Origin of the sequence: Ruegeria sp. TM1040 (assembly GCF_000014065.1) — a bacterium.
Taxonomy (GTDB): Bacteria; Pseudomonadota; Alphaproteobacteria; order Rhodobacterales; family Rhodobacteraceae; genus Epibacterium.
The window spans coordinates 407,445-421,628 of the sequence record NC_008043.1 but is presented as its reverse complement, the minus strand read 5'-3'; the positions used below and the strand labels follow the sequence as shown (position 1 = coordinate 421,628).

Here is a 14,184-nt window from a genome sequence, read left to right as displayed (position 1 = left end):
GTCACGCACCGGCGCCGTTTGGATTTGTACAGTGTTGTGAAAGTCGCGTGTAGGCAAAGTGTGGATTCAACTGCCCGATGGTGTCCTGCGCGAGGCCCGGGGTCTCGTCAATATATTGGCAAATGATGCGCTGCCACTTCGCGTAGTCAGTGGCGAGGTTCAGGACGGGCCAATCGCTCCCAAATAGCAGGCGATTTGGGCCAAAAAGCTGCGACACATGATCCAAGCAGTCGCGCAGCTCAGCAAGCCCCGCGCCCGGAGGGGCTTCGGTCAGGAGGCCGGAAAGCTTGCAGAAGCTGTTTGGATGCGCCGCGACTGCCGCAAGCCCGTCGCGCCATTCATCGAGCGCACCTGAGCGCAAATTGGGTTTCGCGCAGTGATCCACCACCACGCGCAGTTCAGGATATCGCTCCATGAACCGCGCAAGCGTCTTGAGATGATGTGGCAGAACAAGTGCATCGAAGGTAAGGTCAAGCTCGACCAACCTGTTGAGACCGGCCGCCAGCGTAGGGCGCAGCATCCATTCTGGGTCAGAAATGTCCTGAATCATCGGACGAATACCCAGAAACTTTGGGTGCTCCGCCAGAGCCGTCAGAATACGGGTAGCGTCCGCGTGCTCAAGATCAACCCAACCAACGACTCCCAGAATCCAGGGGTGAGCGTCTGAAAGGGAGAGCAGGAATTCCGTTTCCGCGACGGAGTCATCCGCTTGCACCGCGATTGTCCCTGTGATCCCAGTGTCATTCAGAATGTCACGTAGATCTTTGGGTTCATAGTCGCGATTGAGCGCGGGCAGGTCCTCTGGCATCCAGGCGTAACCGCCCCGGGACAGGCGCCAGAAGTGTTGATGTGTGTCTATCACGGCTCGAGACCTTCAAAGAGCGTGCGGTCGCCGGTGCCACAATAGAACGCGGTCAAATCCTCGGCCAGTGCTTTGCACATACGATGTACCTCGTCCTGAGACGGAGGTTTCATGTCGTCAATGCGCTCGAGGAACGGGCAGGTGAGCACGGCAATCGCGCGGCCGTCCTGGTTCAACACTGGGTAGGACAGGTTGGTGACGCCTACAGCGGTGGCAGAGGGCATCCGTTCATAGCCCAGCTCGCGAATTCTGGCGATGTGATCCCTGAGTTCGAAGGCGTCGATCGGCGGTTCGCCCACGGCGAGACGATGCTGCGCGACGAGATCGGACAATTCGTCTTCTGGACGAAATGCTGCCAGAACCCGGCCGGTGCCAGTGTTGCCGAGGCCAATGACGGTCCCAACACGCAGGGCCAATCCCCAGTTCCCGGGCGATTCAGCCGAGGCGACGATCACGACATCGCCGTTGCTTTCCATGCCGAGGTGGCAGGACTGCCAGGCCTTGCGCGTGAGCATACGCATTTGCGGCGCTGCAGTTTCCAAGAGCCGACCGATCGGCGGGTGGCGCTGTGAGAGGGCAAACATCTTGAGGCTGAGCGTATAGAGATCATCGCCGGGAGAGCGCACGACATATCCGCGGCGCACCAAAGTTGTGAGCATGCGGTAGATCTCGCTTTGCGATCTATCCAGCGCCCGCGCGATGTCGCCCTGGGCCAGCCCGTCGCCGTAATCTGCAAGCAACTCAATGATATCGAGCCCTTTTTCAAGGGCCGGGGCGCGGTATTTGTCGGCGGTTTGGGTCATTGATTAATGGTCCTTCGTGTTCATTGAAAAGTGCTGTCAGGCGGGAAAATTGTCAAGCTTGATTGATAGATGAATTTATGTTTTATATCTGAATGTGCGAGCGGCGAGGCAAGTCTTCTACCGTCCCTCGCAAGGGAGGAAAACATGAAGAAATCCAAATTTACCAAAGGCTTGTTGGCAAGTTGCGCGGTCCTTGCATCAGCAGAATCGGCGCTGTCGAGCGATTGGGGCTCATTCGAGGGCGTGACAATCGAAGCCAAGCTGATCGGTGGTCAGCAGTATGAAGGGCTCTATGGCCGCATTGCAGACTGGGAGGCTGCAACCGGTGCCAAGGTCGAAATTATCTCGAAGAAGAGCCACTTTGAAATCGACCGTGAGATCAAATCGGATATGGCCGCGGGCACAACTGATTGGTGCATTGGCTCCAATCATTCGTCCTTTGCGCCTCAATACGAGGGCCTCTATGTCGATCTGAACGACTATGTCGACGCAAGCGTAATTGAGGGGTTCGTGCCAGGCACCATTACGGCCTCTACTGTTGGCGGGGATCTGTTGATGCTGCCACGGGCGCAGTTTGATGTTTCGGTGCTGTATTACCTCAAGTCCAACTATGAGGATGCGCAGAAAGCCGAGGCATTCGAGGCCCAATTCGGCTATCCATTGGCCGTGCCGCAGACTTGGGAGCAGGTGAAGGATCAGGCGATATTCTTTGCGGATCCGCCGAATTTTTATGGCACGCAATATGCGGGCAAGGACGAAGCTATCGTCGGTCGCTTCTATGAAATGGTGGTCGCGGAAGGTGGCAATTTCCTTGATGAGGACAACCGACCGATTTTCAATTCGGACGCAGGTCAGCGCGCGCTGCAGTGGTTTGTCGATCTCTACGAGGCCAAAGCGGTGCCTGCGGGTACCACGTCTTATGTCTGGGACGACCTTGGCCAAGGGTTTGCAAGTGGCACCGTAGCGCTGAACCTCGATTGGCCCGGCTGGGCTGGCTTCTTCAATAATCCTGACTCGTCCAAGGCGGCTGGAAACGTGGGTGTTGCCGTGCAGCCGATGGGATCGGTGACCCGCACCGGCTGGTCTGGCCATCATGGGTTCTCGGTGACGGATGACTGCGCCAACAAAGAAGCTGCTGCCTCTCTTGTGGCCTTTCTGACGAGCGAAGAGAGCCAGCTGGCAGAATCTGCGGGCGGCTCGTTGCCCACCCGCACGGCGGTTTGGGAGGCCAACATCGCCAAGGCGCGCGCCGGGGATGATCCGTTCCGGACCGAGGCGCTGGAAGCCTTTGCTGAAGGGGCGAAATATGCCTTTGCAGTGCCGCCCATCCCGGAGTGGGGCGAGTCCACCAATCTGGTTTTCCCGGAACTTCAGGCCGCTATCGTTGGCGATAAAACCGTCGAGGAAGCGCTGGATGATGCGGCTGAGGCGGTGGATGAGCTGATGCGCGAGTCCGGCTACTACTAATCATATGCCACCCCCGGCCAGCGCCTGACTTGGCCGGGGCTCTCTTTCCTCACTCATTTCTGACGCGATCGGACTGTCATGCGACCCAAACGCCTGCCAGAGTGGTTCGTGCTGCTTCTGCCCGCCTTCATCGTAATGGCTGCAGTGGTGCTGATACCGCTTCTCTTCTCACTTTATTCGAGCTTCACACCTTACAAGCTCACACGTCCGTCGACGTTGTGGCGATGGGTTGGAACCTACAATTATGAAAAGATCCTGAGCGACTGGAAGTTCTGGTCGGCCTTTGGGCGCACGGTGCTCTTCCTCACGATTGTTCTCAATCTCGAGTTGCTGCTCGGCTTGGGCATCGCGCTGATGATGAACAAGGTGACATGGGGGCAGCGCACCCTGCGCACGGTCCTGATGTTTCCAATGATGTTCTCACCGATCCTGGTCGGGTTTCAGTTCAAGTTCATCTTCAACGACAACATCGGGCTTGTGAACAACGCGCTGCAATCGCTTGGGATCAGTGATGCCGCCCTGCCGTGGCTCGTGGATGGCAAACTGGCGATGTTCTCGATCATCTTTGCCGAGATCTGGATGAGCACATCCGTCTTTGCAATCCTTATCCTTGCGGGGCTCTTTGCGATGCCGCGCGACCCGCTGGAGGCCGCAAAGGTCGACGGCTGCACCGCGTGGCAGACCTTTCGCCATATCACGCTGCCGTTCTTGATGCCGTTTATCTACATCGCGATGACCATCCGTTCGCTGGATGTGGCACGCGCCTACGACATCGTTCAGATCATGACCGGAGGCGGTCCAGCCCGGCGCACAGAGCTGTTGTGGACCCTCATGAGCCGTACCGGCTACGTCGATGCGCGCATGGGGCTTGCCAATGCCATGGGCTATGTCTCGATCCTGCTCTCGATTGTCTTCACCATTTATTTCTTCCGGAAACTCAGCGCGGCACGCGCCGAGCTGGGCATGGCGGGGTAACGGATATGGACCGCAATCTCAATCACCGCAACCGTCGACGTATGCTGAAGGCGCTGCATTTTACCGGTCTGTTCCTGACCATGGCCGTAATCTGCATCCCGGGTTTGTGGATCGTCCTCAACTCTTTCCGCCCCACGGTGGAGATCATGGCAAAACCGCCGGTCTGGACGCCGTCTTTCACGCTCGAGCATTATCGTGCCATGTTTGGCGGTGCGGGCGAAGGTGGGGTGCCCGTTTTTCAATACTTCCGCAATTCCCTGATCGTGTCTGTCACCTCAACCCTGATCGCGATCCTGATCGGGATGGCCGGTGGCTATGCCTTTGCGCGCTACCGTTTCAAAGGCAAAAGCGGGTATTTTGTCGGGCTGATGCTGTTTCGCGCGGTGCCGGGCGTGGCGCTGTCGCTGCCACTGTTCATCGTTTTTGCCCGCGTCGGTATCATCGATACGCATTTTGGCCTGATCCTCGCCTATGTGGCGATGAATGTGCCCTTCACCATCTGGCTTACGGACGGCTTTTTCCGCCAGATCCCCAAAGAGCTGCATGAGGCGGCCGAAATCGACGGCTGCACCCGCTGGCAAGCCTTCTGGCGGGTCGAGTTTCCCGTCGCGCGCTCGGGCGTGGCCTCTGCCGCGATCTTTGCGTTCCTCACCTCCTGGAATGAGTTTGCACTTGCCTCTCAGCTTACCCGTTCGGTCGGCTCCAAGACCATGCCGGTTGGGCTTTTGGACTTCACCGCCGAATTTACAATCAACTGGGGCGGCATGTGCGCGCTTGCGGTGCTCATGATCGTGCCCGCCCTCATCCTGACCTTCATCGTACAAAAACACCTGATCGCCGGTCTCACTTTCGGCGGCGTCAAAGGATAAGAGATGACCGAAGTTACTCTGACAGACGTGATCAAACGCTATGGCCAGCATCAGGCTGTGCATGGCATCAATCTCGATATTCAGGACGGTGAGTTCGTCGTCCTGGTTGGCCCCTCGGGATGCGGAAAGTCCACGACCCTGCGCATGATTGCCGGGCTTGAGGATATCTCTGGTGGAGAGGTCAAGATCGGTGGACGGGTGGTGAATGATCTCCCCCCGCGCGAGCGCAACATCTCCATGGTGTTTCAGAATTACGCGCTTTATCCGCACATGACCGTGCGCGAGAACCTCGGCTTTTCACTGAAGATTGCCAAGCGCCCTGAGGCTGAGATCGAACGCGCCGTCACAGAAGCCGCGCAAATTCTCGGCCTGGACGAGTTGATGGAGCGCAAACCTGCCGCGCTTTCTGGGGGGCAACGCCAGCGGGTTGCCATGGGGCGCGCGATCGTGCGTCAGCCGGATGTGTTCCTGTTCGACGAGCCGCTCTCAAACCTTGATGCGAAACTGCGTACTCAGATGCGGGTCGAGATCAAGAAGCTGCACCAGAAAGTCGGGAATACAGTGATCTATGTGACTCACGATCAGGTCGAAGCAATGACGCTGGCGGATCGGATCGTGTTGATGCGCGATGGTCATATCGTGCAGACTGGCACACCGCTCGACCTGTTCAATGCGCCAGTTGATACCTTTGTCGCCACCTTTATTGGCTCACCGCCGATGAACCTCGTTGATGGGATAGTCACCGAAACCGGTGCGCTCCGACTTGGTGATCACATCACGTTGCCGATGCCGAGCGAAGCCCGCGGTGCTGTGCGGCCAGGTCAGGAAATCAGCTTTGGTTTCCGGGCCGACAATCTGATGCCCGACGGCCACTCGGTCGAGGAAAGCGGGCAGATGGCCCCGCTGGAACTGGAGGTCGCCCTGACGGAGCCTCTGGGCACGGAAACACTTCTCTTTGCCGAGTTTGCGGGCCGTGAGGTGCAGGCCAAGATGCTCAACCCGCGTCCCGTGCAGCCGGGCGAACGGCTGCCGTTTCATCTGATGCTCGACAAATGTCACGTCTTTGACCGCAAAAGCGGCAAGGCGCTGAGAGGGTAGCGGCATGGCCAGGATCACTCGCGTTGAATTGCGCATGATCGACCTCAAGCCCAAGGTGGAGCGGGTCGACGCCATCCAGAGCTTTGTCAGTCAGGAGACCCCGATTGTCACGATTCATGACAGCGACGGGGCATCGGGGACGGGCTACAGCTACACCATCGGGACCGGTGGCCCCTCTGTCATGGCGCTGTTGGAGCAGACGCTCGTGCCTGCTCTGATCGGGAAAGATGCGGATCGGATCGATGGCATCTGGCGGGATCTGTTGTTCCTGACCCATGCCACCGCAGTTGGTCCGATCACTTCGCTGGCGCTGGCAGCCATCGACATCGCGCTCTGGGATCTGCGCTGCAAAAAGATGGGGCTGCCACTCTGGAAGGCCGCGGGCGGGAGCCGCGACCGTATTCCGCTCTATTCGACCGAGGGTGGCTGGCTGCATCTCGAGACCGCCGCGTTGGTCGAAGACGCCTTGGCGATGAAAGAGCAGGGATTTCGCGGCTCCAAGATCAAGATTGGCCGCGCGCATCTGAGTGAGGACCGTGCCCGTCTTGGGGCGATACGCGCAGCAGTGGGCGACAGCTACGAGATCATGACGGACGCCAATCAGGGCTTCACGCTTTCCGAGGCGATCCGCCGTGCCAAAGTGCTGGAGGAGTTCGGCATCGGCTGGTTCGAAGAGCCACTTCCTGCAGATGATGTGCTCTCGCATCAAGAGCTCTCGCGGCGCACGCATGTGCCGATTGCCGTGGGCGAGAGCATGTATTCGCTGAGCCAGTTCAAGGACTATCTGCAGGTGGGGGCGGCGCAGATCGTGCAGGTGGATGTCGCCCGGATTGGCGGCATCACACCCTGGCTCAAGGTCGCGCATCTGGCCGAGGCGCATAGTGTTATGGTGTGCCCGCATTTCCTGATGGAATTGCACCTGCCGCTTGTCTGCGCGGTGCCCAATGCAAAGTGGCTCGAATACATCCCGCAGCTCGATGGAGTTACCCGCCAGAACATGCAGATCAGTAATGGCGATGCCGTGCCTTCGGATGAGCCCGGTCTGGGCATCGACTGGGATTGGGACGCCATCACAGCGCAAGAAATCGGCGCGCGCTCCATTGGAGGTGCATGATGCAGAGAATGGGAATGGTGATCGGGATCAAGCCCGAGAGGCTCGATGAGTACAAACGCCTGCATGCGGCGGTTTGGCCGGATGTCCTGGCGCAGATCCGGCAGAGCAATATTCGCAACTACACGATCTTTCTGCGCGAGCCGGAGAATCTGCTGTTTGGGTACTGGGAATACCACGGCAGCGATTTTGCCGCCGATATGGCGCGGATGGCCCAAGACCCGCGTACGCAGGAATGGTGGGCATTCACCGACCCCTGTCAGTCTCCGCTGCCGTCGCGCAACGCCGGAGAGCAATGGGCGATGATGGAAGAAGTTTTTCACACGGATTGAACACGATGACACAGAACACAGGCCGGCTGGCCGAAAAAACAGCTTTGATTACTGCTGCGGGGCAGGGGATCGGTCGCGCCAGCGCGGAACTCTTTGCGGCTGAGGGCGCCAAGGTGATCGCCTGCGACATCAATGCAGAGTCATTGGCAGAACTCGCGGAGGTCGATGGGATCACGGCCCTTGCGCTTGATGTCACGGATGCATCCGCAGTTGCGCGCGCAATCCAAGATGCAGGGCCATTGAATGTGTTGTTCAACTGCGCGGGATATGTCGCAAGTGGCAGCATTTTGGACTGCGATGAGAACGACTGGGACTTCAGTTTCGACCTCAACGTCAAAGCCATGTATCGCCTCACGAAACTGGTTTTGCCCGGCATGCTGGAAAACGGCGGTGGCTCTATCATCAACATGTCGTCGGTGGCCTCCTCCCTGAAAGGGGTGCCAAATCGCTTTGCCTATTGCGCGTCAAAGGCGGCGGTGATCGGCATGACCAAATCCATTGCCGCAGATTTTGTGACCCAAGGTATCCGTTGCAACGCGATTTGCCCCGGCACGGTGGACAGTCCCAGCCTGCATGATCGGCTGCGCGCTACGGGCGATTATGAGCAGGCCCGCAAGGATTTCATCGCACGTCAGCCCATGGGGCGCATTGGCAAGGCTGAAGAGATTGCGGCGCTCGCGCTCTATCTCGCCAGCGATGAGAGCGGCTTTACCACTGGACAGACCCACGCCATCGACGGCGGCTGGGCGATTTGACGACAGGAGTTACTTCACATGAAATTGCTGCGATATGGCCCTTTGGGTCAGGAAAAACCCGGACTCCTTGATCAGGACGGCAATATCCGCGACCTCTCCGGGCAGGTTGCAGATATTGGCGCTGCGACGCTCGGTGATGCGGGTCTCGATGCCCTGCGCGCTCTTGATCCCCAGAGCTTGCCTCTGGTCGAGGGCACGCCTCGGATCGGCGCTTGTGTCGGACAGGTTGGAAAATTCATCTGCATCGGTTTGAACTACGCAGACCATGCCGCCGAAAGCGGCATGAGCCTGCCTGAGGAGCCGGTGATCTTCTTCAAGGCGACCTCTGCTATCTGCGGGCCCAACGATGCTGTCGAAATTCCGCGAACCTCGGTCAAGACCGACTGGGAAGTGGAACTGGGCGTGGTGATCGGAAAGACGGCGAAATACATTGGCCGAGATGAGGCGCTGGATCACGTTGCGGGCTACTGCGTGGTGAATGATCTCTCGGAGCGTGACTTTCAACTGCATCGCTCCGGCCAATGGGTAAAGGGCAAATCCGCTGATACATTTGGTCCTATCGGCCCCTGGTTGGTGACCCGCGACGAGGTCCCAGATCCGCAGAACCTGGCGATGTGGCTCGAGGTCAATGGGCATCGCTACCAGGACGGGTCCACCCGGACGATGCATTTTGATGTGGCCACGGTGATCTCGCATCTGTCGCAATTCATGAGCTTGCAACCGGGTGACGTAATTTCAACCGGTACGCCGCCGGGCGTTGGCATGGGGCAAACGCCCGAGACCTACCTGAAACCCGGTGACGTGATGGAGCTGGGGATCGCGGGGCTCGGTGTGCAGCGACAGGTGACAGAGGCAGCAGAATGACCAAGATCACAGGCTTGCGCACCTATGATCTGCGCTTCCCCACGTCAGAGGGGCTTGATGGTTCCGATGCGATGAACCCCGATCCTGATTATTCCGCCGCTTATGTGATCTTGGAAACAGAAGGTACGCATGAAGGCCACGGTCTGACCTTCACCATCGGGCGCGGCAACGAGATCTGCATCGCGGCGATCAAGGCGCTTGGCGCCTTGGTGGTCGGGCTCGATCTGGATTGGATCCGAGAAGACATGGGCCGGTTTTGGCGCCATGTGACGGGCGACAGTCAGCTGCGCTGGATCGGGCCGGACAAGGGGGCCATTCATCTGGCGGCGGGCGCGGTCGTAAATGCGGTCTGGGACCTCTGGGCCAAGGATACAGGAAAACCCGTTTGGCGTCTTGTGGCGGATATGTCGCCTGCCGAGATTCTGCGATTGATCGACTTTCGCTATTTGACCGATGTGCTGGCGCCCGAAGAGGCCTTGGACCTCCTCAAGGCTGCAGAACCCGGCAAGGAAGAGCGCATCGCGCGTCTTATAGAGGAGGGGTACCCCTGCTATACGACCTCAGCAGGATGGCTCGGCTATTCTGATGAGAAGCTGCGCCGCCTGTGCCGCGAGGCGCGCGCGGCGGGCTTTACCCACACCAAATTCAAAGTGGGCCGGGATCTGTCGGACGATATCCGCCGCCTCACCATCGCGCGTGAGGAACTCGGCGAGGACATGAATATCATGATCGATGCCAATCAGGTCTGGGAAGTTGACGAGGCTATCGACTGGGTGAACCGCCTCGCCTTCGCCCGTCCATTGTTTATCGAGGAACCCACAAGCCCCGACGATGTGTTGGGACACAAGGCCATCCGCGAGGGCGTGGCGCCGATCAAGGTTGCCACCGGTGAGATGTGTCAGAACCGGATCATGTTCAAGCAGTTCATCGCCAGCGGCGCGCTCGACATCGTGCAGATCGACAGTTGCCGCATGGGGGGACTGAACGAGGTTCTAGCCGTCATGCTGGTGGCCGCGAAATATGATCTTCCTGTCTGGCCGCATGCTGGGGGCGTTGGGCTTTGCGAATATGTGCAGCACATGTCCATGATCGACTATGTCGCGATCTGCGGGGAAAAAGACAGCAAACGCATTGAATATGTCGACCACCTGCATGAGCATTTCAAACACCCCTGCATTGTCACTGGCGGAGCGTATCAGGCGCCGCATGCGCCCGGATTTTCGATAGAAATGAAAGAAGATACGCTAGACGCGTTCTTGTTTTCGGACGGCTGACGGGGGAGTTCACATCATGAAGCGCAATCGCATCGGGACCACGGATGTCTGGGTCAGTGACGTCTCCTTTGGCTGCGCCAGTATCGGCAATCTCTATCGTGAGATTTCCGATGCCCAGGCTCAGGAGGTTCTGCAGACGGCGTGGGAGGCGGGTATTCGCTATTTCGACACCGCGCCACACTATGGGCGTGGACTGTCCGAAATGCGCCTTGGACAGTTCCTGTACAACAAGCCGCGCGACACCTATGTGATCTCGACCAAGGTTGGACGGGTGCTGTCCCCGGGGTCGCCGCTCGACGAGGCGGATGGGTTTATCAACCCGCTTCCCAACGCTGTGCGGTATGATTACTCGGGCGATGGTATCGAAGCCTCTTTGGACAGCAGCCGCAGTCGTCTCGGGACCGATTATGTGGATATCGTCTATGTTCATGATATCGGGACGCTCACGCATGGTGCGGCCAATGTTGGTCATATGGAAGACTTTTGGGGCTCAGGCTATGAGCGACTGGTGACGCTGAAAGAGCGTGGCAAGATCGGGGCCTTTGGTCTTGGCGTGAATGAAAATCAGATCTGCCTTGATGTGCTGGCGCAGGGGAAGCTGGACGTGATCCTGCTTGCAGGGCGCCTGACGTTGCTGGACAGATCCGGTGAGGAAGAACTGGTCGCGACCTGCGCTCGTGCGGGCACCAGCCTTGTGCTGGGGGGGATCTTTAACTCAGGGATTTTGGCAACCGGTCCTATAGAAGGCGCGACCTTCGACTATGTGCCCGCCGAGCCAGAGGTCCTTGCCCGTGTTGAGGCTCTGCAGAGACGCGCGGCCGAACTTGGCCTCAGCCTGCCAGCGGCAGCCTTGCATTTTGGGCGCGATCACCCTGCGTCGGCTTCGCTCTTGCTTGGGACTGCCAAGGCGCAGCAATTGCAGCGCAACTTGGACCTGATGGCGCAAGAGGCACCGCAAGACATGCTGGCGGCGTTTGATCGTTAGACGGTTTTTGAACCGGGTTTGCAAGCGGGCGCTCAGGCCTCGGCCAAAATCCAGCGCGCCGCTTTTTCCGCGATCATCAGCGTCGGCGCATTGGTGTTGCCGCTGGTGATTTCCGGCATGATGCTGGCATCGACCACACGCAGACTCGCAACTCCCTTCAGGCGCAGATGCGGATCGAGCACGGCTGTAGGGTCCTCGTCCTTACCCATTTTTACGGTGCCTACGGGATGGAAAATCGTAGAGGCAATGTCGCCCGCGAGTTTGGCAAGTTCTTCGTCGCTTTGATACTGCGTACCCGGTTTGAACTCTGTGGGAGCATAGGGCTGCATTGCAGGTTGTGACATGATCTCGCGCACCTGACGCAAACTGTCGGCGGCGACCTTTCGGTCCTCGTCGGTGGCGAGGTAGTTCGGCGAAATCAGGGGGGCATCACGAAAATCACCAGAGCGGATTTTGATTGTTCCCCGGCTGGTTGGGTTGAGATTGCACACGCTGACGGTCATGGCCGGGAAATCATGAAGCGGTTCGCCAAAGGCGTCGAGGCTTAGCGGCTGGACGTGGTATTCAAGATTGGCATGGCTGCGGCTTGGATCGGAGCGGGTAAACGCCCCGAGCTGACTTGGCGCCATGCTCATCGGACCCGTGCGTTTCAAAAGATACTCCGCGCCGATCATGGCCTTGCCAAACAGGGAGTTGGCAAGCGTGTTGAGCGTTCGTGTGCCGTTGACCTTGAACACCGCGCGAATTTGCAGGTGATCTTGCAGGTTCTCACCTACGGCGGCGTCTTTCAGGACGTCAATTCCATGTTTCTTCAGCAGGGCAGCGGGACCGATCCCCGAGAGCTGCAGGATTTGCGGAGAGTTCACAGCCCCCGCCGACAGGATGGTTTCACGCCGCGCAGTGACTTGGCGTGCCTGCCCCTTGTGGTGCAGTAGTGCGCCGGTGCATCGAAGCGCGCCGTCAGTTGTTTCAAATGTGAGCTTTTCCACCTGCGCCTCGGTCCAGACCGTCAGGTTGCGGCGCGACTTGGCGGGTTTCAGGAACGCCTTAGAGGTGTTCCAGCGCCAGCCAGAGCGTTGATTGACGTCGAAATAGGCGACGCCCGCGTTGTCACCGCTGTTGAAATCTTCGGTCCGCTCGATCCCGGTCTGGGTTGCGGCCTCGGCAAAACTGTCGAGTACATCCCAGCGCAACCGTTGCTTTTCGACACGCCACTCACCTCCGTGACCATGCATGTCCGAGAACCGGCTGTTGTCGCCGGTGACAGGGTCTGCGCCATCATCGAGCTTGTGGTGGTCTTCATGCGCCTTGAAATCCTCGAGCGAGCGCTCCCAGGTCCAATCCGGCTCATTGGTAAGACGGGCCCAGTTGTCATAGTCCCGTGCTTGTCCACGCATGTAGATCATGCCGTTGATCGAAGAGCAGCCCCCCAGGGTCTTGCCCCGCGGGTACTTGAGCACGCGCCCGTTCAGCCCTTTATCGGCTTCGGTATTATAGAGCCAATCGGTGCGCGGGTTTCCGATGCAGTAGAGATAGCCAACCGGAACATGAATCCACGGGTAGGTATCGGCCTTGCCGGCTTCCAACAGCAGGACGCGATGGCTCGGATCCGCGCTGAGGCGATTGGCAAGAAGACAGCCGGCTGATCCACCCCCGATGACGATGAAATCAAAATGCGTCTCCATGTCTGACACGATGCTGTCTCCCTTGATCTTTTGTCCCACCAGCTCCCCGCTCATCGCTTTGGACGAGGTGGGCACGGGCAGTGCCTCGGAGATTAGAAAGCAGCGTGGCGCATTTCCAATGACAAATTTTTCGTTCCGATATTAAAGATGGTAATATGGAGAGATTTTCGAACCCCAACAGTATTTTGGCTTTTGTGATCGTGGCCCGTGAGGGGTCTGTGTCGCGGGCTGCGGACGTCTTGAACCTGACCCAACCCGCGGTGAGCCATCAGATCCGGCGATTAAGTGAGGATATTGGTGTAACCCTGTTCACCCGCACGCCGCGTGGTCTGGACCTTACGCCAGATGCGCAGCATCTTCTGCCCAAGGCCGAAGAGGTGTTGCGCGTAATGGCAGAGTTTCGCCGTGCGGCAAGCCAGCATAGCGATCATATCTCTGGGACGCTGCGGCTTGGAACCATTATCGACCCGGAGTTCATTCGGTTAGGGCGGCTTCTGAGCCAGTTGGGAGCTTCAAATCCGAGAATCACAACCGAACTTGTGCACGGGGTGAGTGGGGAGATTCTGGAGAGGATTCTGCGCAGGCAGGTGGATGCAGGCTATTACCTTGCGGCGCCGGATCAGCTGGAGGCACTACCCTCCGAGACCGAGCTCCACGCGCAGAAGCTTGCGGATTTTGCCTATCGGATTATCGCGCCGCCCGGTTGGGACGCACGGGTCGCCGGCGCGGGCTGGGCCGAGCTGGCCCGGCTGCCTTGGATCGGCACGCCCGAGGTATCGGTTCACAACCGCCTGTTGAGCCGCATATTTGCGGAACACGATTGCCAGCAAAACACCGTCGCCCAGGTCGACCATGAGGCTTCGATGCTGGAGATGGTGCGCTCAGGCGTCGGGCTGAGCCTGTGCCGCGAGTCAATCGCTCTGCACCAAAGGCAATCTAACGGGGTCGTGATCTGCGAGACGCTCAGCGTTCCAGCCTCGCTCGGTGTCCTGACGCTGAAAGACCGACTGGAAGACCCGCTGATTGCAGCATTCTTTGATCAGTTGAGCGCGGTCTGGTCGCCCATCAGCTGAGGCGAGGGACTCTTGTACCCTGGTTCGACCC

Annotated in this window: 14 protein-coding genes; 11 read left to right on the top strand and 3 right to left on the bottom strand. The window is 58.7% G+C overall.

Annotated features, from left to right (window positions below; translation table 11 throughout):
* Position 1: 1 nt before the first annotated feature.
* On the bottom strand, positions 2-862 hold the full coding sequence (locus tag TM1040_RS02425) for an amidohydrolase family protein (RefSeq protein ID WP_011537016.1): 861 nt from the start codon (positions 860-862) through the stop codon (positions 2-4).
* Positions 859-1,665, bottom strand: coding sequence for an IclR family transcriptional regulator (locus TM1040_RS02420; RefSeq protein ID WP_011537015.1), 807 nt, complete (start codon positions 1,663-1,665; stop codon positions 859-861). The genes TM1040_RS02425 and TM1040_RS02420 overlap by 4 nt, the downstream gene beginning before the upstream one ends.
* A 144-nt stretch (positions 1,666-1,809) precedes the next feature.
* On the opposite strand from TM1040_RS02420, the gene TM1040_RS02415 reads away from it, so the two are divergent.
* The 10 genes from TM1040_RS02415 (at position 1,810) to TM1040_RS02370 (ending at position 11,395) form a co-directional block, all read left to right on the top strand.
* Positions 1,810-3,132, top strand: a complete 1,323-nt coding sequence (locus TM1040_RS02415; protein ID WP_011537014.1) for an extracellular solute-binding protein — start codon at positions 1,810-1,812, stop codon at positions 3,130-3,132.
* A gap of 78 nt (positions 3,133-3,210) precedes the next feature.
* Entirely contained in the window at positions 3,211-4,107 is an 897-nt protein-coding gene (locus TM1040_RS02410) for a carbohydrate ABC transporter permease (RefSeq protein WP_011537013.1), read from the top strand.
* A gap of 5 nt (positions 4,108-4,112) precedes the next feature.
* Positions 4,113-4,976: a carbohydrate ABC transporter permease gene (locus TM1040_RS02405; protein WP_011537012.1), complete on the top strand. Its 864-nt coding sequence runs from the start codon at positions 4,113-4,115 to the stop codon at positions 4,974-4,976.
* A 3-nt stretch (positions 4,977-4,979) separates the two neighbouring features.
* Positions 4,980-6,074 (top strand): ABC transporter ATP-binding protein, encoded by a 1,095-nt coding sequence (locus TM1040_RS02400; RefSeq protein ID WP_011537011.1) that lies wholly within the window; start codon positions 4,980-4,982, stop codon positions 6,072-6,074.
* A 4-nt stretch (positions 6,075-6,078) separates the two neighbouring features.
* The gene (locus tag TM1040_RS02395; protein WP_011537010.1) at positions 6,079-7,188 is read left to right on the top strand and encodes a mandelate racemase/muconate lactonizing enzyme family protein; all 1,110 of its coding nucleotides are present in this window, start codon (positions 6,079-6,081) and stop codon (positions 7,186-7,188) included.
* Positions 7,188-7,517: an L-rhamnose mutarotase gene (locus TM1040_RS02390; RefSeq protein WP_011537009.1), complete on the top strand. Its 330-nt coding sequence runs from the start codon at positions 7,188-7,190 to the stop codon at positions 7,515-7,517. Before TM1040_RS02395 ends, TM1040_RS02390 begins: the two co-directional genes overlap by 1 nt.
* 5 nt (positions 7,518-7,522) lie before the next feature.
* Positions 7,523-8,272 (top strand): SDR family oxidoreductase, encoded by a 750-nt coding sequence (locus TM1040_RS02385; RefSeq protein ID WP_044026463.1) that lies wholly within the window; start codon positions 7,523-7,525, stop codon positions 8,270-8,272.
* An 18-nt stretch (positions 8,273-8,290) separates the two neighbouring features.
* Complete coding sequence (locus tag TM1040_RS02380; RefSeq protein ID WP_011537007.1) at positions 8,291-9,136, top strand: fumarylacetoacetate hydrolase family protein; 846 nt, start codon at positions 8,291-8,293, stop codon at positions 9,134-9,136.
* The gene (locus TM1040_RS02375) at positions 9,133-10,410 is read left to right on the top strand and encodes an L-fuconate dehydratase (protein WP_011537006.1); all 1,278 of its coding nucleotides are present in this window, start codon (positions 9,133-9,135) and stop codon (positions 10,408-10,410) included. The genes TM1040_RS02380 and TM1040_RS02375 overlap by 4 nt, the downstream gene beginning before the upstream one ends.
* A 16-nt stretch (positions 10,411-10,426) precedes the next feature.
* Positions 10,427-11,395, top strand: a complete 969-nt coding sequence (locus TM1040_RS02370; RefSeq protein WP_011537005.1) for an aldo/keto reductase — start codon at positions 10,427-10,429, stop codon at positions 11,393-11,395.
* A gap of 32 nt (positions 11,396-11,427) precedes the next feature.
* Here the strand turns inward: TM1040_RS02370 and TM1040_RS02365 are convergent, their stop codons facing one another.
* The gene (locus TM1040_RS02365; protein ID WP_166485518.1) at positions 11,428-13,080 is read right to left on the bottom strand and encodes a GMC family oxidoreductase; all 1,653 of its coding nucleotides are present in this window, start codon (positions 13,078-13,080) and stop codon (positions 11,428-11,430) included.
* Between the two features lie 155 nt (positions 13,081-13,235).
* Between TM1040_RS02365 and TM1040_RS02360 the strand changes: the two genes are divergently transcribed.
* Complete coding sequence (locus TM1040_RS02360; RefSeq protein ID WP_011537003.1) at positions 13,236-14,153, top strand: LysR family transcriptional regulator; 918 nt, start codon at positions 13,236-13,238, stop codon at positions 14,151-14,153.
* Positions 14,154-14,184: the final 31 nt, after the last annotated feature.